This is a genomic window from Achromobacter sp. RT286_PF, from assembly GCF_059760425.1.
Window position 1 is genome coordinate 36,555 of the sequence record NZ_JCBAMR010000006.1, and the last position, 26,559, is coordinate 63,113.

Genomic DNA, 26,559 nt, shown 5'->3' on the forward strand with positions numbered 1-26,559 from the left:
CAACGCAAAAGGTAAATCATGTCCTACCTGGTCCCTTCCGAATTCGTCACCAAGATGGTGGACGCCGGCGAATCCAAAATCTACATGGCGACGCGCGACGTTCTGATCCGCGCCTTCATGGCGGGCGCCATCCTGGCCATTGCCGCCGTGTTCGCGGTGACCGTCACGGTGCAGACCGGCTCGCCCATCCTGGGCGCGGCGCTGTTCCCCGTGGGTTTTTGCATCCTGTACCTGATGGGCTTTGACCTGTTGACCGGCGTGTTCGTGCTGACGCCGCTGGCCCTCTTCGACAAGCGCCCGGGCGTGACCGCGAAGGCCATCCTCAAGCACTGGGGCGTTGTCTTCGTGGGCAATTTCCTGGGTGCGCTGACGGTGGCCGTGTTGATGTCGATTGTGTTTACCTACGGCTTTTCCGTACCGCCCAACAAGGTCGGTGAAGTCATTGCGCACATCGGTGAAAACCGCACGCTGGGCTACAAGGAATATGGCGCGGGCGGCATGCTGACGATCTTCATCCGAGGCGTGTTGTGCAACTGGATGGTGTCGCTGGGCGTGGTCGGCGCCATGATTTCGACGTCGGTCAGCGGCAAGGTCATCGCCATGTGGATGCCCGTGATGCTGTTCTTTGCGATGGGGTTTGAACATTCCATCGTGAACATGTTCCTGTTCCCGTCGGCGATGATCATGGGCGGCAAGTTCTCGATCATGGACTACATGATCTGGAACGAAATCCCCGTGGTGCTGGGCAACCTGATCGGCGGCATCTCGCTGACCGGCCTGACGCTGTACACCACGCACATGAAGACCGCGCCCAAGCGCCGCTTCAACTGATTGCGCATCGGGACGCCCACCGCAATGGACCGCCGCGAACCCGGCCCCAGCACCGCCGCTACGTTGCGGGTGGCGGTGGGCCAGCACACCGAGCCGGGCGTCAAACCCGTCAACCAGGATTTTCACGGCCTGTGCGTGCCCGGCGAGCCCTTGCTGCACACCAAGGGCATCGCAATTGCGCTGGCCGATGGCATCAGCAGCAGCCAGGTCAGCCACATCGCCAGCGAAACGGCGGTGGCTAGCTTTCTGGAAGACTATTACTGCACGCCCGAAACCTGGTCGGTGAAAAAGTCGGCGCACAAGGTATTAAGCGCGGCCAACAGCTGGCTGCACGGGCAAACGCGCCAACGCCATCACGCCGACCAGCCGCGCGATGCGGATCGGGGTTACGTCTGCACCATGACGGTGATGGTGCTGAAAGCCACCACCGCGCACATCCTGCACATTGGCGACGCGCGCATCTACCGTTTGCGCGCGGGCGTGATGGAGCAGCTGACCGACGACCATCGCGTCTGGATATCGCAAGACAAAAGCTATCTGGGCCGCGCGCTGGGCCTGGCGCCGCACCTGGAAGTGGACTACCACACGCAGCCGCTGGAAGCCGGCGACGTCTTTCTGCTGGCTACCGATGGCGTCTACGAACATATCAATGCGGACGACGTCGCCCAGGCCATCGCGGCCCACCCCGACGCACTGGACGCGGCGGCGCGCCGCCTGGCGCAGCGGGCGCTGGAACGCGGCAGCACCGACAACCTGACCGCGCAAATCGTCCGCATCGACGCCCTGCCTGCGCGCCGCGCCTTTGAACTGGCGCAATACAGCCTGAACCTGCCCTGCCCGCCGCTGCTGGCGGCCGGCATGGAATTCGAGGGCTTTCGCATCCAGGACGAGCTGCACGCCAGCCACCGCAGCCACGTCTATCTGGCGCATGACATCGACAGCGGCGACGCGGTGGTCATCAAGATTCCGTCGCTGGACCTGCGGCATGACCCCGCGTATCTGGAACGCCTGCTGACCGAGGAATGGATCGCCCGCCGCATCGACAGCCGCCATGTCGTGCGCGCCTGGGCCATGCCGCGCGAGCGCCGCACGCTGTACACCGTCAGCGAATACCTGCCCGGGCGCACGCTGACGCGCTGGATGGCGCAAAACCCTCGCCCCACGCTGGCGCAGGCGGTGACGCTGATTGAACAGGTTGCCCGTGGCCTGCAAGCGTTTCATCGCCTGGACATCGTGCACCAGGACCTGCGGCCCGACAACGTGCTGATCGGTGACGACGGCGTGGCGCGCATCATCGACCTGGGCTCGACCCAGGCGGCCGGGCTGTGGGACGCCGCCCCGCAGGGCGACGAGCCGCCCGCCATGCTGGGCACCGCCCAATACGCCGCGCCCGAATACTTTTTGGGCGAAGCCGGCACGCCGCGATCCGACCTGTATTCCCTGGCCGCCATGCTTTACCAGATGCTGTCCGGCCGGCTGCCCTATGGCGCCGACGTGGCGCGCGCGCGCAGCCGCGCCGCGCAGATGCGGCTGACCTATGTGTCGGTGCTGGACCGCGAGCGCGAGCTGCCCGCCTGGGTCGACGGAGTCCTGAGCCGGGCGCTGCACCCAGACCCCGCGCTGCGCACCGCCGAGCTATCGGAATTCACGCACGCGCTGCGCCATCCGCCCGAGGCCACGCACCGGGGCGAACGGCTGCCGCTGCTGGAACGCAACCCTTTGGCGTTCTGGAAAGGCCTGTGCCTGGTCCAGTTCGTGGTGGTAGTTTTTCTTTTGCTTGATCGCTGATCCCCTGCATCCCCTGGAGCCCATCATGAACCCTTCCGTCTGGCTGATCGGCGCCGGCCCCGGCGACCCCGAACTGCTCACGATCAAAGCCGTGCGGGCGTTGGGACAAGCCGACGTCGTCCTGGTCGATGACCTGGTCAACCCGCAAGTGCTGGACTACTGCCCGCAGGCGCGGCTGGTCTATGTGGGCAAGCGCGGTGGCTGCCGTTCAACCCCGCAGGAATTCATCCAGCGGCTGATGCTGCGCTATGCCCGCCAAGGGCTGCGCGTGGCGCGACTAAAGGGCGGCGACCCCTGCATCTTCGGACGCGGTGGCGAAGAAGCCCAATGGCTGAGCGACCACGGGGTGGCCTGTGAAATCGTCAACGGCATCACGGCCGGGCTGGCCGCCGCCACCGCTTGCGGCATCCCATTGACCCAACGCGGCATGGCCCAGGGCGTTACACTGATCACCGCCCATTCCCAGGACGGCGCCACGCCCGACTGGACGGGGCTGGCGCAAAGCGGCACGACGCTGGTGGTCTACATGGGGGTAGCCAAATTGCACGACATGAGCAGCCAGTTGCTGGCAGCCGGCATGGCGCCCGACACGCCCGTGGCGATGATCGAACGCGCTTCGCTGGCGGATCAACGTGAATGCCGCTCGACGCTGTCCGGCATGACGTCCGACGCCGCCGCCTTTCAGCTGCGCAGCCCCGCCGTGCTGGTCATCGGCGACGTCGCGGCATGCCACGTGCTTGACAGGGTTGATACCCCCCTGCCGCAAGCCGCCGAACCGCTGATGCGCCGCAGCGCCTGATCCTCCCTTTGCCCTTATGGTCGAACGCCACATCCCACCCCCGCTGCGTTTCCTGCTTGCCGCGCGGCGCAGTGAACTGCACGGCCTGGAAACCCTGGCCGTCACGTGCGAACTGGCCGTGCACGTCAGCGCGCTGGTGCACGCGCTGCAAAAAGAACGCGGCTACTCCAACCTGACGCTGTGCAGCGCACAGAACGGCGTGCCGCAAGACGGCAAGGCCCAGACGCTGAGCGGGCTGGCTCAGGAATCCGCCCGCGTCGAGGCCGACGTCCGCCGTTTTCTTGACGGGCTGGCGGCCACCGCCCCCCACGCCGGCGGTAAGGCCCGCCTGCTTAACTGCATTGCCTTCGCGCTGTTTCGGCTGGACGAATTGCCGGCGCTGCGCCGCCAGGTGCGTGATGTGTCCGTGCCCGCCGAAGACGCCGATGCCCGTTACACGCAAATCATCAGCAGCCTGCTGGCCGTGGTGTTCGAAGCCGCCGATTCCGCGCTGGACCCCGGCGTGACGCGCCTGCTGGTCGCGCTGCTGAACTTCATGCAGGGCAAGGAACTCAGCGGCCAGGAACGCGCCACCGGCGTCATCGGCTTCACCAACGGTTTCTTCACCGACCCGCAGAAGGCCCGCATGCTGGGCCTGGCCGCGCACCAGGCCCGCAGCTTCGACATCTACGCGCAATATGCCGAAGACGCCGCGCTGCAACGCTGGGAAAGCATCCAGCAACAAGGCCAGCCGGTCGAACGGCTACGCGACATGGCGCAACGCACGTCCGCCGACCAGCGCGTGGACGGCACGCTGGCCGAGTTGTGGTTCGAGCTGTGCACGGCCCGCATCGACGCCATGCGCGACGTTGAAAGCCTGTTGGCGCAGGCGCTGGCGCGGCAATGCGAACGCCGCATCGTCGAGACCCGCCAGGAGCTGGACGACCGACAACTGCTGCTGTCGCGCTACGCCGACCATGCCAGCGGCCGCGCGCCCAGCATGGTGTTCAGCGTGCAAAGCCGGCCCCTGGACACGCCGCCCGCCGATGGCGTGGGCAGCGTGCTGGAGCGGTCCATTCTTGAAATGATGCGCGAGCAGACGTTGCACATGCAGCGCACCGACGACGCCTTGAACACGGTGCGCGTCGCGCTGGAAGAAAGAAAGCGCATCGACCGCGCCAAGCGGCTGCTGATCAACCAATACGGCCTGACCGAGCAGGCCGCCCATGAACGCCTGCAACGCGCGGCCATGGACGGCGGCCTGTCCCTGGCCGATGTGGCGCGGCAGGTGATCGGGCAGCTGGGGCCGAACTGAGGGGCAGTGTCGGCGCGGCTGCGGGTTCGGGCGGGTGCGGGTTCGGGTGGCTGCGGGTTCGGAACATGCGCGGTACCGGAACCTGCGCGGTATCGGAACATGCGCGGTACCGGAACCTGCGCGGTATCGGAACATGCGCGGTACCGGAACCTGCGCGGTATCGAAACATGCGCGCCATCGGCACGGCCACGCTACCGGAACACCCGCTGCGTCCAGCTGATCAGCACGCCGGCCACTGCCAACACAGCCAGGGCGCGAAAGTGATCCAGATTGGCCAGCAGCGCCGACTGCTGATCCACCAGCTGCGCGATGCGCGCCAGCGCCATGCGCTGCGCCTGCACCGGATCGGCCACCGCGGCATACACGCCGCTTAGCGCGGCCTTCGCGGCTTCGACATTGATGTTGCCCTGCGTCACGCCCGCTTGCAGCACGTTGTAGTGCTTGGAGGTCAACCACTGCTGCCCCACGGTGGCCGCCATGATGCCCAGCGCCTGCCCCACCTGCGCCAGCATGTTCTTGACCTGCTGCGCATGCGCAAACACCGCCGGGTCATGCGTCAGCCCGGTGAACGTGTTCATGGCGGTAGCCGGCATCAAGATCATGATGAAGACGCCATAGCAAGCCAACGCGGGCAGCACATCGGCCCAGGGATCTGCCATTGGCGTCAGCCGAGCCATCAGCACACTGAACGCCGCCAGCGCCACAAACCCGGCCACGAAGAACTTGCGGGGCGACGGCCAACGCGGCAGCAGCTGGGCCATGACCGCAAAAGTCAGCACGCCCGCCCCCAACCCCATCGCGAAGAACATCCCCGTGTTGGCCCACGACAGGCCCAGCGCGCGTTGCAGCATCTGCGGCACCAGGTAGCCGTTGGCGCCCAACATCAAATAACAAAACATGAACAACGCCAGGCCGCACAGAAAGCGCACCTCGTTCATGCCGCCCAGCTTGAGCAGCGGCGCGCCGTTGCGCGTCTCGGCGCGGATGAAATACGCCAGCGCCAGCAAGCCGGCCAGGGCGAACAGCACCAGTCGATGGCGGTCGCTGAAAAAATCGTAGTAGGACCGCTGCAACGCATGCAGCAGCAGAAAACTGCCCACGCCCAACGCCGCAATCGGCGCCAGGCGTGCCTGCCCGGCCACCGTGGCGCCCGCCTGCTTGCCCGGCATGGCGCGCGCCACCGGCCACATCGCCAGCAGCGACAGCCCGGCCACCAACCAGAACATCAGCGGCCAGCCATCGTGGTCCACCGCCGCCGATGCCAGCAACGGCCCCAGCGCCGTGCCGGTGCACAGGCCCGTGGCAAGCGCCTTGATGCCATGAAAGCGCGCCGGCCCCGGCGCGATCAGGTTTACCGTCAAACGGGACGACGTCAGCATGGCCGCGCACCCCATCGCCATCATCACCCGGCCCGTCAGAAAGCCGGCCTCACCCCGAGACATCGCGCACACCACCGCGCCCGCTGCGGCCGCGCCCAGCGACGCCAGCAGATAACGGCGCAGGCCCAGGTGATGCACCAGCCAGCCTTGCAACGCAATCATCACCACGGCGACGCAGGCGTAGATGACGGCAACGGACGTGTATTCCTCGGGGCTGGCGCCGATTTCTCCCATGATGGGCGTGGCGGCAAACGTGACCATGCCGTTTTGCAGGAAGTCGATGAACGTCAGCGCGCCGATGGTGGCGAGCAAGGCGGGAGGGATTCGGGGTGTGGCTGGGGCGTCGCTGGAAAAGGCTTGCATGGCTTTGGCTTATTTTTATGCCCAGGCTGTATATGCCTAGGCAGATAAATGGATAAAAAAAATGCTGGGGAAAAGGGCCTACGGGTCGCTGCGCAGGGATCGCTGCGAACGGGTCGCTGCGTACGGGTCGCTGCGTACGGGCTGCCTACACCTCGTCCGCCTGCGCATTCATCAACACGCGCGACAACAGCTTGTGCAGCGTCTCAGCGTCCGCTTCAGAAAAGCCGGCCAGCAGACGGCGCATGGCGACTTCCGTGGCGGCCAGCGCCTGCGGCAATGCAGCCTGCCCCTGTTCGGTCAATTCGATCAGGTAGCTGCGCCGATCCGCTTCGTTTTCCACGCGGCGGATATAGCCCTTGGCCACAATGCGATCCAGCAGCCGCGTCATCGCGCCCGAGTCATACGCCAGCACCCGGCAAAAATCGCTAAGCGTGCGGCCCCACCCCTTGGCCAGGCAGTTCAGCACCACGTACTGCGGGGTCGTCAGGTCAAACGGCGCCAGTTCGCGCTCCAGCGCATCGTGAATGCTGCCGCGCACGGACGTGATCATGAAACCGAGCTCACCGGTGTAGAAGCGGTCCAGCACGGCGGGTTTGGCGGTGGCCATGGTTGTCTCGTGGGGTGGATGGCGATGGCGACCGCGATGGCGATTGCCGATAGCGGATTTTATCTGCCTAGGCAGTTAAATAGCAAGCATGTTGAAGCAAACTCCCCTCAGGGCAGGTTTTCCCGAAAAATCACCTGGCTGCGCGCCAGTTCCACGCCGTTCATCGGGCTGCGCTTGTCGCGCAAGTTGCTGAAGATGCGCACACAGCTCATCAGCGCCTCCATCGGGCTTTGCGTAATCACGGCGTCCATGGTGCCGTCAATCAACAGCGAGCGCGTGTCCGGCGTCAGCCCGTGGCCAATGAACACCACGCGATGCTGCAAGCCGGCCTCTTTCAACGCGCGCGCCACGCCGTCCGACGCCCCGCCGATGTTGTAGATGCCCGCCAGATTGGGATATTGCTCAAGCAACTGCCGCGTCTGCTCGTAGTTGCGCTGCGCATCGTCATAGCCTTCGCGCAGATCCACCACCTGCATCGCCTGGAACTGTTCGGCATACAGCTGCAAGAAGCCGCTTTCGCGTTCCTCGTGCGCGCGGTAATGGCGCGAGCCCGCAATCAGCGCCACGTGCGCCGCGCGCGGGCCGACAAAGCGCGCGATCAGGTAACCCGCCGTGCGCCCGGCGGCGCGATTGTCCAGCCCCACGTAAGCCGTGCGCGCGCTGTTGGCCAGGTCCGAAATCAGCGTCACCGTGGGCACGCCCTGCTGCGCCAGCGTGTTGACGGCTTCGCGCACCACCGGATGTTCCAGCGCCATGAAGGCAATGCCGTCGGCGCGCTTGCCGTGCTTGGCCAGCGCCTGGGCCAGCGCGTCGGGGTTGAAGCTTTCAACGTATTCGATCTGGCACTTGGCGTTCAGCGGGCCGAAGTGTTCATGCGCATAGCTGACGGTGTCGCCCAGCATGCGCAAGTACCGGTTGCTGCCACGCGGCAGCAAGAACACCAGCCGCATCGGCTCGGCCGGCAGGGCGGCGGCCAGTTCCTGTTCGGGCAGATAGTCCAGTTCCATGGCGGCCTTCAACACCTTCTGGGCGGTGTTGGCGCGCACGCCGGCCCGGCGATTCAACACACGATCGGCGGTGGCGGTAGACACACCGGCGCGTGCGGCCACATCGGCCAAACGGGCTAGCTTGCGGTCGGGCGACGTTCTATTCACATCAAAAACCATCATGAATAAGGTTTGACGATGATAGCGTCAATTCACTATTGTCCAGTCTGCCGCATGGTTATGGCGCTTTTGTGGCACATCAAAAAACATCATAAAACCGATTTTGGAGACAACCATGAAGCTGCTGACACGCCGTAGTGTTCTGCGCCGCCTTTGCGCGGTGCCCGCCGTTGCCCTGGCCGGCGGATTCCCGCTGATCGCCCGCGCGGCCGACTACACGCTCAAGTACGGCAACAACCTGCCGGTGACGCATCCGCTGAACATCCGCGCGCAAGAAGCCGCGGACCGCATCCTGAAGGAAAGCAACGGCCGCGTCGACATCAAGATTTTCCCGAACAACCAACTGGGCGGCGATACCGACATGCTGGCGCAAGTGCGCTCGGGCGGCATCGACTTCTTCACCCCGTCGGCGCTGGTCATTGCCACGCTGGTGCCGGTGGCCGCCATCAACGCCGTGGGCTTCGCATTCAAGGACTACAGCCAGGTCTGGGGCGCCATGGACGGGGCGCTGGGTGCGCACGTGCGCGCCGCCATCGCGCAGCGCAAGCTCTACGCGTTTGAAAAGATGTGGGACAACGGTTTCCGCCAAACCACCAGCAGCAAGGCGCCCGTGACCACGGCCGCCGACATGGACGGCTTGAAGATCCGCGTGCCGGTCAGCTCGCTGCCCATCTCGATGTTCAAGGGCCTGGGCGCCGCGCCCGCCAGCTTGCAGTTCAGCGAGGTGTATTCGTCGTTGCAAACCAAGGTGGTCGACGCCCAGGAAAACCCCCTGCCCATCATTCAGGTGGCCAAGCTGTACGAAGTGCAGAAGTATTGTTCGCTGACCAACCACATCTGGGACGGCTACTGGTTCATCGCCAACGGCCGCATGTGGGAAGGCCTGCCGCAAGACCTGAAGACCATCGTTGCGCGCGGCATCAACGAAGCCGGCCTGGCACAGCGTGAAGACATCAAGAAGCTGAACGCGTCGGTGCAGTCCGACCTGGAAGCCAAGGGCCTGAAATTCAACCAGCCGGCCCCGGACACCTTCCGCCAGGCGCTGCGCACCGCCGGCTTCTACAAGGAATGGCAGGGCCGCTTCGGCAACGAAGCCTGGTCGCTGCTGGAACAAAGCGTCGGCAAGCTGGCCTGAGGTCGCGCCATGTCTTCCTTGTCCGCCCCCCACGCCGCCACCCCGGTGCTGCCGGCCAACCCCTTGCGGCGCGCCGCCAACGCGCTGGACAGCGTGCTGGGCGGCGTGGTCGAGCACGTTGCGGCCGCCATCGTGCTGGTCGAGATCTGCGTGCTGTTCGCCGGCGTCGTCGCGCGCTACGCCTTCCACAGCCCCTTGGTCTGGTCCGACGAACTGGCTTCCATCCTGTTCCTGTGGCTGTCGATGCTGGGCGCCGTGGTTGCGTTGCGGCGCGGTGAACACATGCGGATGACGGCGCTGGTCAACAACGTCAGCCCGGCCCGGCGCGCGCAGCTGGAAACGGCGGCGCTGGCCGCGTCACTGGCGTTCCTGGTGCTGATCCTGTCGCCCGCGATCGAATACGCGCACGAAGAACACTTCATCATCACGCCCGCACTGGAACTGTCCAACGCCTGGCGCGCCGCCGCCATTCCCGTGGGCATGGCGCTGATGGGCGTGGTGGCCTTGCTGCGGCTGTTGCGCACGCAACCCCTGCGCCATGTGCTCGTGGCATTGGCCGGCGTGGCCGTGGTGGTTGCCCTGTTCTGGTTGGCGCAGCCCATGTTCAAGGGCCTGGGAAAGCTGAACCTGGTGATCTTCTTCGTGGGCATCGTCGCGGCCACCGTGTTCTCGGGCGTGCCGATTGCGTTTTCGTTCGCGCTGGCCACGTTTTCGTACCTGGCGTTGACGACCAACACGCCCATGGAAGTCATGGTGGGCCGGCTGGACGAAGGCATGTCGCACCTGATGCTGCTGGCCGTGCCGCTGTTCATCTTCCTGGGGTCGTTGATCGAGATGACCGGCATGGCACGCGCCATGATCCAGTTCCTGGCCAGCCTGCTGGGCCACGTGCGCGGCGGCTTGTCGTACGTGCTGATCGGCGCGATGTATCTGGTGTCGGGCATCTCGGGCTCGAAGATCGCCGACATGGCGGCCATCGCCCCCGTGCTGTTCCCGGAAATGCGCAAGCGCGGCGCCAAGCCGGGCGACCTGGTGGCGCTGCTGTCGGCCACCGGCGCGCAGACCGAGACCATACCGCCGTCGATTGTGCTGATCACCATCGGCTCGGTTACCGGCGTATCGATTGCCGCGCTGTTCACGGGCGGCCTGCTGCCCGCCGTGGTGCTGGGCCTGGCGCTGTGCTCGGTGGTGTGGTGGCGCTATCGCCGCGAAGACCTGAGCCTGGTGCAACGTTTCAGCTTCAAAGAGATCGGCCGCTTTTTCGTGATCGCCCTTCCCGCCGTGGCCCTGCCGTTTGTCATCCGCGCGGCAGTGGTGGAAGGCGTGGCCACCGCCACCGAAGTGTCCACCATCGGCATCGTGTATTCCGCGCTGATCGGCATTCTGATCTACCGCCGCTTCGACTGGGCGCGCCTGCGCCCCATGCTGATCGAAACCGCCTCGCTGTCCGGCGCCATCATGCTGATCGTGGGTTGCGCCACGGCCATGGCGTGGGCGTTGACGCAGTCCGGCTTCTCCGGCGATCTGGCCAAGTTGATGGCCGGCATGCCCGGCGGCAGCTACGGCTTTTTGGCCGTGTCCATCGTGGCGTTCATCATCCTGGGCAGCGTGCTGGAAGGCATACCCGCCATCGTGCTGTTCGGCCCCTTGCTGTTCCCGATCGCGGTGCAGGCCGGCGTGCACGAAGTGCATTACGCGATGGTCGTCATCTTCGCCATGGGCATCGGCCTGTTCGCGCCGCCCTTCGGCGTGGGCTATTACGGCGCCTGCGCCATCAGCCGCGTCGACCCCAACGAGGGCATCGGCCCCATCTGGGGTTACGTTGCGGCGCTGTTGATCGGCCTGATCATCGTGGCGGCCTTTCCCTGGTTCTCCATCGGCTTCCTGTGACCCGACGCGGCCCGCGCAGATCCGCGTCGGGCCGCCTCCCCCCTCTTTCGTCTTCCTTTTATAAAGATCCATCATGAGTCGTTTCCTGGGCGAAATCCGCCAACTCGGTTATGTGGTGCACGACATCGAAGCCGCCATGGAGTACTGGAGCACCACGCTGGGCGTAGGCCCGTGGTACTACAACCCGCGCGTGCCCATCGTCAATTACCAGTACGACGGCGAAAGCCACCAGCCGCACAATTCCGTGGCGCTGGCCAACTCCGGCTTCGTGCAGGTTGAACTGATCCAGACGCGCAACGACGTGCCGTCGATGTACCGCGACTTCCTGCAAGCCGGCCGCACCGGCCTGCAACACGTGGCCTACTGGACCGAAAGCTACGACGCCGATCTGGAACGCCTGCTGGCCCAGGGCTTCAAGCCCAAGATGAGCGGCGAAGTCGGCGAGAAAGGCCGCTTCATTTATTTCGACACCGAATACCACCCGGGCACCGTCATCGAACTGTCGGAAGTGGCCGGCCCCAAGGGCCGATTGTTCGACCTGATCCGAGAAAGCGCCAACGGCTGGGACGGCAAGGACCCGGTCCGCCCGTTCCCGGATTTGTCGCGCCTTTGATCTGCTGACGTCTGCTGGTGTCTGCTTAGTGCGTGCTTAGTGCCCGCTGATGCCTCTGTCGCATGCTGATCGCTACTGCCGCCCGCTGTCCCTTGCTGACCCAACATTGCCGCCCGCCGCCCCCTTTGAATTCCCAAGCCTATGAATTCCCAGTCCTTTAGCGCGACCTACCTGATCGAAACCCCGATGGACCCCGCGCGGGTCGCCGAAGTGATGGCGGGCGAGCAGTCCTGCGGCACCTTCACCCGCGTGCAAGGCGAAACCGACGAGCTGCGCGCCCGGGCCCGCGCGCGCATCGAAGCCATCGACCTGCTGGACACCACCGACACACCCAGCCTGCCCAACGCCTGGCTGGCGCGCCAAGCGGGCGGCATGCCGGGCAAGTACCAGCGCGCTCGCGTCCGCATCGCCTTTCCCGTGGCCAACGTCGGCGCCAACCTGCCCACGCTGGCAGCCACCGTCGGCGGCAACCTGTACGACCTGGGCGAAGTCACCGGCCTGCGCCTGGAAAGCATGGAGCTGCCCGCCAACTACCGCGCCCAGTTCGACATGCCGCAAGTGGGCATCGCCGGCACGCGGCAATTGACGGGCGTGGCAACGGGGCCGCTGGTAGGCACCATCATCAAGCCCAACGTGGGCCTGTCGCCCGAGCAGACCGCGCATCTGGTCGCCCAGCTGTGCGCGGCGGGCGTGGACTTCATCAAGGACGACGAGGTGTGCGCCAACCCCGCGCACGCGCCGCTGGCGCAACGCGTCGCCGCCGTCATGGCGGTGGTGCGCGCCCACCGCGAACGCACCGGCCGCCAGGTGATGGTGGCGTTCAACATCAGCGACGAAACCGATGCCATGCGCCGCCACGCCGACCTGATCGAACGCGAAGGCGGCACCTGCGTCATGGCCAGCCTGAACTGGTGCGGCTTTTCCGCCATCCAGACCCTGCGCCGCAGCACGCCGCTGGCCTTGCACGGCCATCGCAACGGCTTCGGCGCCCTGTCCCGCGCGCCCTTGCTGGGCATCGGCTTTCAGGCGTATCAAACGCTGTGGCGCCTGGCCGGCGTGGACCATATGCACGTGCACGGCCTGCAAGGCAAGTTCGCACAGGAAGACAGCGAAGTCGTCGAATCGGCGCGCGACTGCCTGGCCTCGCTCACGCCCGGCATCGACGACCCGGTCATGCCCGCGTTCTCGTCCGGCCAATGGGCCGGCACCGTGCCCGCCACGTGGGCAGCCGTGCGCACCGATGATTTGATGTTCATGTCCGGCGGCGGGATTTTGGCGCATCCGGATGGGCCAGCCGCGGGCGTGCAGAGCATTCGGCAAGCGTGGCAGGCGGTGCGGGACGGACAGGCGTTGGACGACTGTGCGCGGAACGCGCCCGAGTTGCAGCGGGCATTGGAATTTTTTGGTGGGCGGGCATGACTGCGGGGGTCGGTAGCGCCGGCGGTGGGGCGGGCAGCGCCAAAGATCACGACGGCCCAGGCCATGCCGATGACGCGAGCAGCGCAAATGCCGCAGTCAACCTGACCGCACCGAGCATCTGCTGGTACGGCGACGATTTCACCGGCGCCACCGACACGCTGGCCGAAGTCGCGCGCGCCGGCCTGCGCGGCTTGCTGTTCCTTGGCGTGCCCACGCCCGAACAACTGCGCCGCGCCGGCCCGCTGGACGCCATCGGCATCGCGGGCGCCGCGCGCGCCATGTCCCCCGCCGATATGGAAACGGAACTGCGTTCTGTCGGCCGCTTCATGGCCGGCACCGGCGCACGCGTGCTGCATTACAAGTGCTGTTCCACCTTCGACAGCGCCCCGCACGTCGGCAGCATCGGCGTCGCCATCCGCGAACTGCGGCGCCACCTGCCGAACCGGCTGGTACCGATTGTGGGCGGGCAACCCAGCATCGGACGCTATTGCAGCTTTGCCCAATTGTTCGCCCGCGCGGGGGCCGCGCCGGAGGTGTATCGCATTGACCGGCATCCGGTGATGAGCCAGCACCCGGTCACGCCGATGCATGAGGCAGACTTGCGACGGCATCTGGCCGCGCAGGGGCTGGAGGGGATTCGGTCGGTGCCGCATATTGCGTACCCGCGATTGCGGGGTGCTGGGGATGTAGGTGCGTCGGGTGCGCCTGGTGCGTCGGGTGCGCCCTGTGCGTCGAGTGCGGTGGGTGCGAACGACGTCGCCCAACTGGATGCCTGGATCGACGACCTGATCAGCACCAGTGACGGCCCGGTCCTGTTCGACGTGACGGACGACGAGCAGCTCGCCGTGATTGGCCGCCTGATCTGGCGCGCGGCGGCAAGTGCGCCGTTGTTGGCGGTTGGCCCAAGCAGCGTACAGCAGGCGCTGGCGCGCGCGGCGGCGTTCGAGCGCGACGCAAGCGTGTTTCAGCGTGACAAAGCGGCGGCTGGCCCAGACGGGCACGCGGCCGCGCACGGCGGCAAGATGGCTGCGCGTGATGCCGCTACCTCTTTACTCAGTGGCGTAGTCCCGCTTGCCCCGGCCTCTGGCCCCGTGCTGGTCATGGCCGGCAGCCTGTCACCCGTCACCGCTCGGCAAATCTCTGCCAGCACCCGCTACAAGCATCAGCCCCTGCAAGTACAGGCGCTGTTGGCGTCACCCGCCTATGTAGCCGAACAAATTCAATCGGCGGTCGCCGCCTTGGCGCAAGGCCACAACGTGCTCGTCCACACCGACCGCCCCGAACAGGCCGTCACCTCGGACGAAGCGGCCTCCACCGCCCGCGCCACCGCACAGCTTGCCGCCGCCATCATCACCGCCAGCGCGCAAGCGGGAACCCGGCTTGCACGGGTCGGCATCGCCGGCGGCGACACTTCAAGCCAAGCCACGCTGGCGCTGGGTTTGTGGGGTTTGCAGTTCCGATGTGTGTTGGCGCCGGGCGTCACCGTCAGCGTTGCCCGCAGCGACGACCCTGTCGTTGATGGTGTGGAGTTGATGCTTAAGGGCGGACAGATGGGCGGGGACGATTTGTTCGATCGGTTGGTGATGAGTGTGGGCTAGCACAGCGGCGGCTAGACTGGCTGCGGTCCGCGTCTAACCGTCCCCAAGCGCTTGCCTATCGCGCCTTAGCCGACAGTCATCGCCCATGCCAGTAGCGCGCACCGTCATCACGCTGCGACCAAACCGACAGACCGTTTGCAGTGGATAGAGCCATCACCGCGCCGTCCCGGTCACTACGCCAGAACACCGCCCCCGCCGCTAGCCAACGCCGCTCCACCGCCGGGGCGGGATGGCGGAAACGGTTTAGATGGCCCGCTTGCGCAATGGCATGAGTGGCTTGCACGGCGCGTACCCAGTCGCGCCCCGATGACGATGCTGAGCCGTGGTGCGGGGCCAGCACCACATCGGTTTTAGGCACCCCGCGTGCGACCAGTTCGCGCTCCTGCGCCACGCCGATGTCGCCTGTCAGCAATAGCGAATGGCTGGCTCCTTCTACGAAAAGCACACAGCTGTCCGCGTTACGGTCCACCGGTTCGGCGCCGCCGCCGTCGGCAGGATGCAGAAAGGTGAACCGCACGCCGTCCGCCTCCCAGGAGTCGTCGCGACGGCAGCGCAACATGCGATCGGGCAGCGTGGACGGCGTGCCGGGCGCCGCTCGGCTCGACGCCGCACCCGACGCCGTCCCTCCCCCCGCCCCGCCTACCGTCCCTCCCGCCATCCCTCCTACCGTCCAACCCCGCGTCCCTCCCGCCGTCCCGCCTACCGTCCCACCTACCGCCCCTCCCGCCGTCCCTCCCGCCGTCCCGCCTACCGTCCAACCCCGCGCCCCACCTGCCGTCCCGCCCATCGCCCCCACCACCGGCCACACACTGGCATCCCGCCGTACAAACGCCGCCACATCAAATGACGCATAACTACGCCGCACCGGTACCGCCGCCAGCACCGCCCGCGCCCCGCCGACGTGGTCCTGGTCGGCGTGGGACAGCACCAGCACATCCAGCACATCGATACCGCGCGCCTGCATGAACGGCGCCACGACTCGATCGCCCGCGTCGCTGCCGCCGTAATGACGCGGGCCGGCATCGAACAGCAGGGTCTGCGTTGCCGTTTCGACCAGGATGGCGCTGCCCTGCCCCACGTCCAGGGCCGTCATGCGCCAATGGCCGGGTTCGGGCTTGTCCGGCAGCCAGCACAGCAAAGGCAGCATGCAGACCCAGCCAAGTTGGCGGGCCGGCCACCCGCGCACCTGCAAGGCCCAGACCATGCCGGCCACGGCGACCAGCAGCCAAGGCCAAGGCGCCGCCGCCACGGCAAAGCTGGCCCAATCAGCGTTACCTACCCACGCCACCGGGGCCATCGTGTAATCAAACGCCGCCAACCCCACCTGGCCGACCCACGCGGCCACCGCTTGCGCACCGGGCACCACGGACAGCGCCGCGCACAGCAACGCCAAGGGCGTGACGATGAACGTCACCGACGGAATTGCCACGGCATTGGCCAGGGGCGATCCGACCGATACCTGATACACCAGATACGCCAGCAGCGGCGTCAAGCCCAGTGTGACCAGCAGCTGCAAACGCGTCGCTTGCGCCAACCGGCTTGCCCAACGGCGGCGCCAGCCCGCCTCGGCATCAAACGGCAGCTCGGCAATGCGCAGCAATATCGCCACCGCGCCGAAAGACAGCCAGAACCCCGCCGACAACGGCGCCCACGGGTCCAACGCCACCACGCCCGCCCCAGCGCACGCCAACACCCTGCCCGCCGTGAGCGGCAGCCGCGACATCACCGCCGCCAGCACCACCGACAACATGAAGAACGTGCGCCGGGCCGGCACGCCCCAGCCCGCAAGCAGGCAATACAGCAGCGCCACCACGGCCGCCGCCGCGCCGCCGGCCACGCGCGACGGCACGAATTCCGGCAAGCCCGTCCCGCGCCATCGCGCCCGCCGCCACCCCGCCGCCACCAGCACGCCCGCGATACCCGCGATAGACGTCACGTGCATGCCACTGATCGACACCAAATGCGTAATGCCGCTGCGGTTGAAGATGCGCCAGTCATCGCGCGCCACGCCCGCTTGGTCGCCAATGGCCAAAGCAATCAGCACCGGCGCATAACGGTGTTCGCCCAAGGCTTGCCGCAAACCCACGCGCACGTGGTGTCGCGCCCGTTCGATGGCCACCCCTGCCGACGCCCAAGGCTTGTCATCCAACAACTGCGGCCGCCCACGCACCGTGCCCACCGCCCGCAAGCCCCGCGCGAACATGCGCCCTTCCACGTCCGGCCCTGCGGGGTTCAGTACGCCATGCGGCCGCCGCAACACAAGCGCCATGCGCCAGATCTGGCCCGGCAGCAGTGCGGGCAGTGGCACGGTCGCACCGGGCGGCGCTTGCCATGTGACCTGGATGCGAGACGGAATGCCCGGGCGCGCGGGCTCGGCTCGTTCGGCAATGAAGCGATGATGCCGGTCATCGCCATCCGGCAGCTCGGCTACGCGCAAGGTCAGGCGGGAGACTTGGTCCTGATGCAAGTCCGCCAGTGAATCGTCAAGGCGCAGGTGCGCTTGAAGGCACGCGTTAAGCGTGCCGGCGCAAAGGCCAAGCACAAGAGCACAGACAACGCGCAAAGAACCGGCGCGGCATCGCAGGCGATCCGCAGCCGCAACGCTGGCCGCAACGCCGGCCGAAACAACGGCCGAAACAACGGCCAAAACGACGGCAGCAACGCCCCCCGCAATGCCTATCAGCGACAGAACGAAGGCGCCGGGCAATACCGGGAAGCACTGCACCCACGCCGCGCCGCCCACGAACGCCAGGCAAAAAGAACGACCGGTGATGTCCGCCTCCTGAAACCAGAAGCGTAGGACAAGCCGGCCGTAAGCCAATCACCGAATGAACGTTTTTATCCACCTCGGTTTGCCGCAAGCGGGCGCCTTGCCACGCAAGCCGCTCACAAACTTGACCCCCCATCCACCACCATCAAACACCCCGTGACATAAGCCGACTCGTCAGACGCCAGAAACAGCGCCGCGTTCGCAATATCCCACGGGCTGCCCTGGCGCCCCATCGGGCACCTGGCGTCCCGAGCCTTATGCCCTTCTTGCGCCGCCTCGCTGCTTGCATACAGCGCGTCGGCATGCGGCGTGCGGATCATGCCGGGGATGATGCAGTTGCATCGCACCTGGTCCGCCGCGTACTGACGGGCGATGACCCGCGTCATGTGGTTGACCGCCGCTTTTGCCGTGCTATACGACAGGAATTGCATCGGGCTCCATTTCAGGCTTGCGGTTGACGAGACGTTGATGATGGCCCCGCCGCCGCGCGCCTTCATTTGCGGCAGAAAGGCGCGCGCCATCGCCATGGAGCCGCGCACGTTGACCGTCATGACGCGGTCCCACTCGTCGTCCTGCACGGCGAGCAGGTCGCCCTGGATTTCGATGCCGACATTGTTGTGCAGGATATCGATGCCGCCAAAGCGCGATGCCACGTCTTGCGCCACCCGCGCGATTTGCGCCGAGTCGGTAACGTCGAGCTCGATAGCCTCCGCCACGCCGCCTTCCGACCGGATCTGCCGGGCGGTCTCTTGCGCGGCGGCCAAGGACCGGTCGGTGCAGATGACCGCCGCCCCCTCTCGGGCGAAGCGAATCGCACAGGCTGCGCCATTGCCGACCTGGTCGGCGGCGGAAAACGAATTTCTTAACGTTCCGGCGCCGGCTACCAGCGCCACTTTTGATGCCAGACGCATGATCCGACTCCTGCGCTCAGTCGCGCGTGAACTCGGCGCCGCCCTTGGGGCGGATATAGCGGGGGATGGGCAAGCCGGCCTTCTTGGCCGCGTCGATAATCGAGTCCTCGATGGCGCCGGCATCGCGGATGTTGGCGAACTGGCCGTCGATGAAGTTGATGTTGGCGCCGAAAACGACCATGAATCCTTCGGCGGGCTCCTTGGCGTCCTCGGGTACTGAAAAGGTGTGAACGGACCCGCCCGGCTCGTACAGATAGCTGCCCGCCGTCTGCACGTCGTTGGGATATTCCAGGTAGTTCCACTGCCCCTTGGTGGTGTAGAAGTGGACGACGCCCGTATGAAAGTGCGTGGGCAGGCGGGTGCCCGGCGCGAACTTGCCGTACAGCACCCACACGCCGTTTTCCCGATCCAGGAACAACGGAATGATCGACGAGCCCGGGGCGGCGCCTGGCAGCTGGACGCCGTCTTCGATGTTGACGGTCAGCAGGCGATCTTGATGGGTGACGGTGTACGGTAGTGTCATGAGCATTCCTGATAAGGGTGTAGGGTCAAGACGGCGCCGCGGGCGCGCACGATTCGCGCAATATCAGCTGCGTCTTGATAACGATGCGATCGCCTTGCGCGGGCGCGCTCTGGCGATCAAGTTGCTTTAGGACCAGTTGTGCCGCGCAAGTGCCCACCGCCTCAAGGTCCCAACTAAGCGAGGTGATGGCCGGGCTGAACAGCTGAGACAGATCGGTGTCGCCGATACTGATTACGCTGATATCGTTGGGCACCGCGTCTCCGGTATGGCGCAGTGCTTGCAGCACGCCGGACAAAATTCTGGTTCCCAGGCATACAAATGCGGTGGGTCGATTCGCGTGCGACAGCAGCGACATCGCCTCCGAAAACGCAAACTGCATTGCGGACTGTTCCGCCCGGATCAGCGCCGGGTCAGGAACCATGCCGCGCTCTTTGAACGCCTGGCGAAAGCCCGCGATACGCTCTTTGCCGGTGCGCAAATCCGTACCCGGCGTCAACAGCGCAATCCGTGTGTGGCCCAGGTTCAGCAGATACTGGGTCGCCTGGAACGCCCCCGTTGCATGATCCACATGGATACCGACGGACACGTCGCCAAACTCCCGGTCCAGCGCCACAACGGGAACTTCTTGAGACAGCTTGTCGATCAGCTCGGCAGATTCTTTTTCGCACGGGCCCAGAATCAATGCGTCAACGCGGCGGCCGCGAAAGATGTCGATCAGCGACGCTTCGCGACGCCTTTCGTTATGCGTGCTGGCCACCAGCAACGAATAGCCTTCGGCCTGTAGCGCGGTCTCGGTGGCCGTGATGATGCGCGCGTACAGCGGGTTGGCCAGGTCGGACACCAGCAGCCCGATCACGCCCGAGGACTTTGTGCGCAGGCTTCTGGCCACGGCATCCGGGCGATAGTCCAGGCTGCGTACCGCCTGCTCGACCGCCGCGATGGCGGCTTCGCTGACACGGCCGGTGCGGTTCAGCGCGCGCGACGCCGTGCCCAGGGATACCCCCGCTTTCTTGGCGACGTCGCGTATGGTGATTCGGGTGCTTCGGTCTTTCATGATGTTGGTTTTGTCTGTGCCGGAAGTGGCTAACATACACCGTCTTCGGCACCGGGCCGGCTAGGTGCGCGGGCGTATCGGCGCGGACCCATCCCAGGTTCCGGCCGCCCTTCTGATCTCGTCGAAATATTCGCCCTTGCCGCCTTTCATTTCAGACACTTCGATCATGCCGCTGGGCAAATCAGGATGCACGAAGTACGCGAAGCGGCCGCGCAGGCCCATCCTTCCGCCGTGCCCTTCTTCGTAGCCGCTGCCACGCAGCCGGTCGCAAAACTCGTCGAAGTTATCCAGCGTCCAGAACGCCACGTGCTGCGCGCATTCCCCGCTTGCACGCAGGGAATCCAGATAAAGCGATGGCGCCTCGTCTCGTTGCTGGATCAGCTCGATTTGCAGGTCGCCGGAATTGGCCAATGCAATCGACAAACGCGGCGGTTGCGAGACCTGGCCGCGATATCGGAATTCAGTGGTCCCGACCTCTTCCTTGTAGAACCAGGGTCCGACGCCTAGCACCTCGGACCAGTGGCGCATGGCCTTTTCAATGTCGCGGACTACATAGCCCACTTGCCGGACGCCGCCGAAAATCTTGCTCATTGATGTTCCTTAATTCATGTGGGCGCCGCCGTTGATATCCAACGTCGTGCCGGTGATGTAGCTGGAAAGGTCGCTGGCCAGGAACAGGCAGCCGCCCGCGATTTCATGCGGGCGTCCGGCGCGACGCAGCGGCCAGACTTGCGCGGCGTCGTCCTTGCTTTCATCCGAGCGTCCGGTACGCGAAAAGTCCGTTGTGATCAGGCCTGGCGCAATCGCGTTGGCGCGGATCTTGTGTTCGCCGAATTCCTTGGCCATGGCGCGGGTAATGCCCTGCACGCCCGCCTTGGCGGCGCAGTAATGGGCGCCGCCGAAGATGCCGCCGCCGTTTTGCGCCGACAGCGACGAAATGGAAATGATGCTTCCCCCGGCGCGCTGAACCATGAAGGGGATGACCGCTTGGCTCAGGTTGAACACGCCGGTCAGGTTGACCCGCAGGATGCGTTCGAAGTCGGCGGGGGTGATGTCCCGGAACGTGGCTTTCTGCGTGATCGCCGCGTTGTTCACCAGCACGTCGACGACGCCGCCGGACCAGGCGGCCACCTTGTCGATGGCAGCGCGACATTGCTCGTCGCTGCCCACGTCGCAAGCCAGCGCAAGCAGTTGAGCCGCCGGGGCGCCCAGGTCCGCCGCGCTTTCCTGTATGCGTGCCTCGTCAACGTCCAGGATCGCCACGCGCGCGCCATGCTCAAGAAAGAGCTTTGCGGTGGCTTTACCGATGCCTTTGGGGTGCGCGGCCCCCGAGATGACAGCCACGCGGTCTTGAAGCAGTTTCATAGTGTCTCGTGCAGGAAAGGGGGCAACGCGACGGTTCGTTGCCACAGCCAAGGAACCGTCTATTGCGGCGTAATGCCGGCTTCTTTCGCCACCACGCGCCAGGCTTCGATGTCGGCCATGTTTGCCTTTTGATGCGCGGGCCCGGCAACGTACCGAGCCGAAATGCCAAGGCCAAGCAACTTGTCGATCACTTCCTGTTCTTTCAGCACCTTTTCCAAGGTGCCGGACAGGCGATCGACGATGGGCTGGGGCGTGCCGGCCGGCACGTACATCGCCCAATTCAGGTCGCGGTCAAAGTCGATGCCCTGTTCCTTGTAGCTGCGAACTTCCGGCACGCTGGGCGACCGCTTGGTACAGACGGCCAGCCCCTTCACCTTGTGCTGCGTGACCATCGGCGTGGCGGTGGCCATGTCGACAAAACCCAGGTCGATATGCCCGCCCATGATGTCCGTCATGATCTGCGTGGTGCCCTTGTAGGGCACGTGCTGCATCTTCAGGTCGCCCTTCTGCACCATGACTTCGCCGCAGAAGTGACCCGTTGAGCCGATGCCCCAGCTTGCGTACTGGATAGGGTCCTTGCGGGATTCCGCCAGTTTCTTCAGGCCTTCGATATCGTTGGCCGGAAAGTTGTTGTTCGCAACCACCATGATGGCCGAATTGCCGATGGCGCCCAGCGACGTAAAGCTCTTGATCGGGTCATACGGCAGATCCTTGTAGACCGACGGAGACAGGATGTGCGTGGTCATCCCCCCGATGGTGATCGTGTAGCCGTCCGGCGCCGAGCGGGCCACGGCGGCGATGCCGATCGTGCCGCCTGCGCCGGGCTTGTTCTCGACGATGATGGGCTGCTTCAGTTCGGCTGAAAACCGCTCTGCCAGGATCCGGCCCAAGGTGTCGCCACCGCCGCCGGCCGAGAACGGCAACAGCATGCGAATCGGGCGATTCGGGTAGTCGTCGGCATGGGCCGCGCCCATGCCCAGCAAGGTCAGCAGCGCGGCTGCAACGGACAGCTTCTTCATTGTTGTCTCCTCGGATTTATCTCCGGGTGCAGCGCCTGACCGGCCTGCCCGGTTTTTTCTGTAGAACGCATTGGCCCAACCAGGTTGCCCGCCTCCTGAACGGAACAACCGCTACCGCTACCGCTATCCCTACAGCAACCCGAGCGAACGCAGCTTGGCGTTCTGACAGGTGTACGGACGCTCGCAGATCACCTTGGCCGAGTTCGGCGCGAATTCGAACGTGGCCGCCATGCGAACGCGAAACTGGCGTCCCGTCGGCTCGTACGTCTTGCCGTCAACAGTGAACGGGCCGGCATGCGTGCCGGAAAGCCAGAATTCCACCAGGACGATGTCCGTGCCCTCGGCGGCGGCCACCGCGATGATCTCGTTCTTCAAGTCGGGAAACGAGGCCCGCGACGACTCGAAATACCCCATGACTTCGCTCTCGCCGTCAAAGACCGCACCACTGGAGTGCATCTCGTATCGGGGATGTTCGAAGGTGTCGATGACCTTGTCCCACTCCTGAACGCATTCCAGCGCCATGTGGTCAACGACGGTCTTCACGCGTGCAGCCTGCAACTCGGTACTCATGGAAACCCTCTTTTGTGGAAACGTTTCCGCAGATTATGGACGCGCTGTAAGTCCATAAAAAGCTAGGGATTACGATAATTAGTGGAAACGATAACGCAGCCTGGTCCGACGAGGCGGCGCTCGGGACCGGGCTGCGCGTGAGGGCGGGCTTGAACGGTTGGGGTGGTAAGGGGAATCGTTGTTACGGCTGCTGCGCACCGCCAGACAGAAGTTCGCGATGCAGCATCACCACGTGCGCTGACTCCTGCCACTTTGGATACCGATCCAGCACCAACGGATCATGCCCCGGCACGACATGCTGCTCGGACTGCGCCGCGCCAAACAGCTTGGCGTATCCCGACAGCATCTGGGCCGTGTTGTAGACGATGGGAAACGGCCTGCCCTGCCCCATGTTTTCGTAGTAGTGGCTGGCGTCGGACGCCAGCACTACCCAGCCGCGTTCGGTATGCACGCGCACCGCTTGCAGGCCTTTCGTGTGGCCGCCGATATGCAGCAGTTCCAGGCCCGGCAACAACGTGCTGTCGCCGTCATGAAACTGCACCCGGCCGTCGTACACGCGCCGCACCAGCGCGATCACATCCTCTACTGCGTAGGCATGCCGCAGCGGTTCAAAGCACATGCAACGGCCGGTGGCGAAGTCAAGCTCATCGTCTTGCACGTGAAAGCGCGCCTGCGGCAACAAGTCCAGGTTGCCCGCATGGTCGTAATGCAGATGGGTCAGCACCACGTGCTGCACGTCTTCTGGCTGCACGCCAAGTTGGGCCAGGGCCGAGATCGGGCACTGGATCAGCTCACGCCGCCGCACCCGCGCCATGTCCGCATTGAACCCCGTGTCGACCAGAACAACGCGGCCCGCGCCGCGTATCAACCACACGTAGAAGTCCATGGGCATGTCGCCGTCATGCGGATCGCCGCCCAGGAAGTTGTCGCGTCGCTGGCGCGGCATGCGGGCGTAGCGGATGGCGTAGATTTCGTATTCGGGAAGAACGTTCTGCATCGCCAAGGCTCTCTTCATATGCCCAGATAGGCTTTCTGCACGAAGGGGTCGGCCAGCAGGTCGGCGCCCTTGCCGCTGCGCACCACCTCGCCATGTTCGAACGCATAGGCATGATGCGCCAGGCGCAGCGCCAGCCGCGCGTTTTGCTCCACCAGCACAATGGCGATGCCGCTGTCGCGGTTGATGCGCTCAATGGCGTCCGCGATTTCGGCCACGACCTTGGGCGCGATGCCCAACGACGGTTCATCCAGCATCAACAAGCGGGGTTGCGCCATCAGCGCGCGGCCGATGGCCACCATCTGCTGCTCGCCACCGGACAACGAGCCCGCCAACTGTGCACGCCGTTCCTGCACACGCGGAAACAGCGTGTAGACCTCGTCCAGCCGCGCGCGAACGCGGCTGCGCGACCTCACCCCATGCGCGCCGGCCATCAGGTTATCCAGCACGGTCATGCGGCCGAACAAGCGCCGCCCCTCCGGCGACAAGGACAAGCCGGCCGATACGCGCGCCGCCGAAGCCAGCCCCGCGATGTCTTTCCCGTCAAACACAATGCGCCCGCCCGCGGCCGGCGCCAGGCCGATCAGCGCTTTCAAGGTAGAGCTTTTGCCTGCGCCGTTCGAGCCGACCAGCGCAACGATCTGGCCTTGTTCAACCGTAAAGCTGATGCCGCGCACCGCCTCCAGCGGCCCGTAGCGAACCTTCAGGTCCTGGACGTCAAGCATGGGCATAGTCGGGCGCTCCCAGATAGGCTTCGATCACGGCGAGGTTGTCGCGGATGGCTTGCGGCGTGCCCTCGGCGATTTTTTCTCCCTGCACCAGCACCACGATGCGATGGCAAAGTTCCATGACCAGCGCCATGTGATGTTCCACCAGCAGCATCGTCAGCCCTTCCTCGGATTGCAGGCGGCGCAGCAACCGCCCCAGCTCGTTGCATTCTTCATGGTTCAGCCCCGCCGCCGGCTCGTCCAACAACAACATGCGCGGCCGGCAGGCCAGCGCAACGGCGATGCCCAGCTTTTTCTGCAAGCCGTAGGCGAGCGATCCGGCCGCCGCGTCGCGCCAGCCTTGCAGGTCTAGCAGGACCAGCAGCCGGTCGACCTCCCGCGTCACTTCCGACGCCGGCAACAGATCCTGGTTACGCCCGGCCAGACGACGCAGCCAGGAATGCTGAATGCGCGACAGCATGCCGCGCCGGATGTTCTCGGCCACGGTGGCCTCGGGATAGGTCGAGGTGGATTGAAACGTACGAGCCAGCCCTCGCACCACGACACGGCTGGGCGGGCCGCCGGAAATATCACGGCCATCGAAATGCACGGAGCCCGACGACGGCGGCATCGTGCCGCTGATGACGTTGAAGGCCGTTGTCTTGCCCGCGCCGTTGGGGCCGATCAAGCCCACGATTTCGCCCGGCGCGATGGCGAAGCTGACGTTGCGCAAGGCTGCCAAGCCGCCGAAGCTGCGCGACAGGCCCTGCACCTGCAATAAAGGTGTGTTCATGCGGACTCCTTGTGCCGACGCGATTGCCACGGCCCCGGCAAGCCGGCCAGGCCCGCCGGCAGAAAACGCAGGATCAGGATCAGCGCCGCGCCGTAAAAAATGTGCTGCGTTTGCACCGCCCCGCGAAACAGCTCGGGCAGCGGCGTCAGCACCATGGCGCCGATCAGCCCGCCCCATACTGAGCGGCGGCCGCCGATGACCAGCATGATGATGAAGCCGATGGATATGCTGGCGTTGAATGACTCGGGCGACACGTAGCCCACGTAACGCGCCTGCAAGGCGCCGCCCACTGCCGCCAGCGCGCAACCGGCCACAAATGCGCACAGCTGAATCCGGTGCACGCTAAGGCCGGTGGATTCGGCCAGGGCCGGGTTCTCGGCCACGGCGTCGATGGCGTGGCCGAATGGCTGCCTTGCCACCGCGCTCAACAGCGCGACCGAGCCCAGGGCCGCGCACAGCGCCAGGCCGTAAAAACTGGCCCGCGTATCGAACACGATACCGGCCAGCGCGGCCGGCGGGATGCTGGCGACTCCGTTCGCGCCACCCGACCAGGATGACCCGTCCAGCAAAATCAGCCGCACCAGTTCCCCGAACGCAAACGTCACCAGCACGAAATAAACGCCTTTCAAGCGCAGGATGATCGCGCCCAATATCAGCGCCACACCCGCCGTCAACGCCACCCCCACCAAGGTGGACGGCAAAAAGCCCCAGCCCAGGTAGCGGGCGGCCAGCACCGAGCCGTAGGCGCCCAGCGCGACGAAGGCCGCGTGTCCCAACGACAATTGCCCGCAGCGTGCAATCAGCGCCAAGCCGTTGACGATCAGCACGTTCAGGCAGGTCAGCACCGCCAGATGTTGCGCGAACGGCCCGGCAAACCACGGCGTGCACGCGGCCACGGCCAACGCCGCCCACAACAGCCAGCGTAATGGCGCGGGCCGCGTCACGGCTGCATCAAGTGAAAGGTCCGTCAT

Annotated in this window: 25 protein-coding genes; 10 read left to right on the forward strand and 15 right to left on the reverse strand. The window is 65.5% G+C overall.

Annotated features, from left to right (window positions below):
- Positions 1-18: 18 nt before the first annotated feature.
- From AC6LJY_RS07370 to AC6LJY_RS07385, 4 genes are read left to right on the forward strand one after another with little or no spacing between them, the layout of a single operon-like run.
- Positions 19-831, forward strand: coding sequence for a formate/nitrite transporter family protein (locus AC6LJY_RS07370; RefSeq protein WP_046807848.1), 813 nt, complete (start codon positions 19-21; stop codon positions 829-831).
- A 24-nt stretch (positions 832-855) separates the two neighbouring features.
- Complete coding sequence (locus AC6LJY_RS07375; RefSeq protein WP_498135644.1) at positions 856-2,619, forward strand: bifunctional protein-serine/threonine kinase/phosphatase; 1,764 nt, start codon at positions 856-858, stop codon at positions 2,617-2,619.
- Positions 2,620-2,644: 25 nt separating this feature from the next.
- Positions 2,645-3,418 (forward strand): uroporphyrinogen-III C-methyltransferase, encoded by a 774-nt coding sequence (cobA, locus tag AC6LJY_RS07380; protein WP_498135645.1) that lies wholly within the window; start codon positions 2,645-2,647, stop codon positions 3,416-3,418.
- 16 nt (positions 3,419-3,434) lie between these two features.
- Entirely contained in the window at positions 3,435-4,712 is a 1,278-nt protein-coding gene (locus tag AC6LJY_RS07385; RefSeq protein ID WP_498135646.1) for a nitrate- and nitrite sensing domain-containing protein, read from the forward strand.
- Positions 4,713-4,903: 191 nt separating this feature from the next.
- Here AC6LJY_RS07385 and AC6LJY_RS07390 read toward each other — a convergent pair whose 3' ends face one another.
- From AC6LJY_RS07390 to AC6LJY_RS07400, 3 genes are all read right to left on the reverse strand, one after another.
- Positions 4,904-6,454, reverse strand: coding sequence for an MFS transporter (locus tag AC6LJY_RS07390; protein ID WP_314365609.1), 1,551 nt, complete (start codon positions 6,452-6,454; stop codon positions 4,904-4,906).
- Positions 6,455-6,599: 145 nt separating this feature from the next.
- Positions 6,600-7,061: a MarR family winged helix-turn-helix transcriptional regulator gene (locus tag AC6LJY_RS07395; protein ID WP_314365606.1), complete on the reverse strand. Its 462-nt coding sequence runs from the start codon at positions 7,059-7,061 to the stop codon at positions 6,600-6,602.
- Between the two features lie 107 nt (positions 7,062-7,168).
- Positions 7,169-8,230, reverse strand: coding sequence for a substrate-binding domain-containing protein (locus AC6LJY_RS07400; protein WP_314365604.1), 1,062 nt, complete (start codon positions 8,228-8,230; stop codon positions 7,169-7,171).
- 112 nt (positions 8,231-8,342) lie between these two features.
- On the opposite strand from AC6LJY_RS07400, the gene AC6LJY_RS07405 reads away from it, so the two are divergent.
- The 5 genes from AC6LJY_RS07405 to AC6LJY_RS07425 all read left to right on the forward strand — a co-directional run bounded on the left by AC6LJY_RS07405 (position 8,343) and on the right by AC6LJY_RS07425 (position 14,882).
- The gene (locus AC6LJY_RS07405; RefSeq protein WP_046807842.1) at positions 8,343-9,362 is read left to right on the forward strand and encodes a TRAP transporter substrate-binding protein; all 1,020 of its coding nucleotides are present in this window, start codon (positions 8,343-8,345) and stop codon (positions 9,360-9,362) included.
- A gap of 9 nt (positions 9,363-9,371) precedes the next feature.
- Positions 9,372-11,252 (forward strand): TRAP transporter large permease, encoded by a 1,881-nt coding sequence (locus AC6LJY_RS07410; RefSeq protein ID WP_046807841.1) that lies wholly within the window; start codon positions 9,372-9,374, stop codon positions 11,250-11,252.
- A 73-nt stretch (positions 11,253-11,325) separates the two neighbouring features.
- Positions 11,326-11,865: a VOC family protein gene (locus tag AC6LJY_RS07415; protein WP_046807840.1), complete on the forward strand. Its 540-nt coding sequence runs from the start codon at positions 11,326-11,328 to the stop codon at positions 11,863-11,865.
- 141 nt (positions 11,866-12,006) lie between these two features.
- Positions 12,007-13,284, forward strand: coding sequence for a ribulose-bisphosphate carboxylase large subunit family protein (locus AC6LJY_RS07420; RefSeq protein WP_498135647.1), 1,278 nt, complete (start codon positions 12,007-12,009; stop codon positions 13,282-13,284).
- Positions 13,281-14,882, forward strand: coding sequence for a four-carbon acid sugar kinase family protein (locus tag AC6LJY_RS07425; protein ID WP_498135648.1), 1,602 nt, complete (start codon positions 13,281-13,283; stop codon positions 14,880-14,882). Before AC6LJY_RS07420 ends, AC6LJY_RS07425 begins: the two co-directional genes overlap by 4 nt.
- A 76-nt stretch (positions 14,883-14,958) precedes the next feature.
- Here the strand turns inward: AC6LJY_RS07425 and AC6LJY_RS07430 are convergent, their stop codons facing one another.
- The gene (locus AC6LJY_RS07430; RefSeq protein WP_498135702.1) at positions 14,959-17,466 is read right to left on the reverse strand and encodes a DNA internalization-related competence protein ComEC/Rec2; all 2,508 of its coding nucleotides are present in this window, start codon (positions 17,464-17,466) and stop codon (positions 14,959-14,961) included.
- Here AC6LJY_RS07430 and AC6LJY_RS07435 point away from each other — a divergent pair.
- Entirely contained in the window at positions 17,383-17,682 is a 300-nt protein-coding gene (locus AC6LJY_RS07435; RefSeq protein WP_498135706.1) for a hypothetical protein, read from the forward strand. The two genes, AC6LJY_RS07430 and AC6LJY_RS07435, sit on opposite strands and share 84 nt — an antisense overlap.
- 86 nt (positions 17,683-17,768) lie before the next feature.
- Here the strand turns inward: AC6LJY_RS07435 and AC6LJY_RS07440 are convergent, their stop codons facing one another.
- From AC6LJY_RS07440 to AC6LJY_RS07490, 11 genes are all read right to left on the reverse strand, one after another.
- Positions 17,769-18,563, reverse strand: coding sequence for an SDR family NAD(P)-dependent oxidoreductase (locus AC6LJY_RS07440; RefSeq protein WP_120156128.1), 795 nt, complete (start codon positions 18,561-18,563; stop codon positions 17,769-17,771).
- Positions 18,564-18,579: 16 nt separating this feature from the next.
- Positions 18,580-19,086 carry a 2,4'-dihydroxyacetophenone dioxygenase family protein gene (locus AC6LJY_RS07445; protein ID WP_046805743.1) on the reverse strand — a complete coding sequence of 169 codons (507 nt, stop codon included), beginning with the start codon at positions 19,084-19,086 and terminating at the stop codon, positions 18,580-18,582.
- Between the two features lie 25 nt (positions 19,087-19,111).
- Positions 19,112-20,140: a LacI family DNA-binding transcriptional regulator gene (locus tag AC6LJY_RS07450; protein WP_498135649.1), complete on the reverse strand. Its 1,029-nt coding sequence runs from the start codon at positions 20,138-20,140 to the stop codon at positions 19,112-19,114.
- A gap of 60 nt (positions 20,141-20,200) precedes the next feature.
- A complete protein-coding gene (locus AC6LJY_RS07455; RefSeq protein ID WP_498135650.1) occupies positions 20,201-20,731 on the reverse strand; it encodes a VOC family protein in 531 nt (176 codons plus the stop codon).
- A 9-nt stretch (positions 20,732-20,740) separates the two neighbouring features.
- On the reverse strand, positions 20,741-21,505 hold the full coding sequence (locus AC6LJY_RS07460; RefSeq protein WP_120156132.1) for an SDR family NAD(P)-dependent oxidoreductase: 765 nt from the start codon (positions 21,503-21,505) through the stop codon (positions 20,741-20,743).
- A gap of 59 nt (positions 21,506-21,564) precedes the next feature.
- Entirely contained in the window at positions 21,565-22,524 is a 960-nt protein-coding gene (locus AC6LJY_RS07465) for a Bug family tripartite tricarboxylate transporter substrate binding protein (RefSeq protein ID WP_498135651.1), read from the reverse strand.
- Between the two features lie 129 nt (positions 22,525-22,653).
- A complete protein-coding gene (locus AC6LJY_RS07470) occupies positions 22,654-23,094 on the reverse strand; it encodes a nuclear transport factor 2 family protein (protein WP_046805748.1) in 441 nt (146 codons plus the stop codon).
- 181 nt (positions 23,095-23,275) lie between these two features.
- Entirely contained in the window at positions 23,276-24,091 is an 816-nt protein-coding gene (locus tag AC6LJY_RS07475) for an N-acyl homoserine lactonase family protein (protein ID WP_498135652.1), read from the reverse strand.
- Between the two features lie 14 nt (positions 24,092-24,105).
- Entirely contained in the window at positions 24,106-24,819 is a 714-nt protein-coding gene (locus tag AC6LJY_RS07480; protein WP_219990382.1) for an ABC transporter ATP-binding protein, read from the reverse strand.
- Positions 24,806-25,588 (reverse strand): ABC transporter ATP-binding protein, encoded by a 783-nt coding sequence (locus tag AC6LJY_RS07485; protein ID WP_498135653.1) that lies wholly within the window; start codon positions 25,586-25,588, stop codon positions 24,806-24,808. Before AC6LJY_RS07485 ends, AC6LJY_RS07480 begins: the two co-directional genes overlap by 14 nt.
- Positions 25,585-26,559 (reverse strand): ABC transporter permease subunit, encoded by a 975-nt coding sequence (locus tag AC6LJY_RS07490; protein WP_314358841.1) that lies wholly within the window; start codon positions 26,557-26,559, stop codon positions 25,585-25,587. The genes AC6LJY_RS07485 and AC6LJY_RS07490 overlap by 4 nt, the downstream gene beginning before the upstream one ends.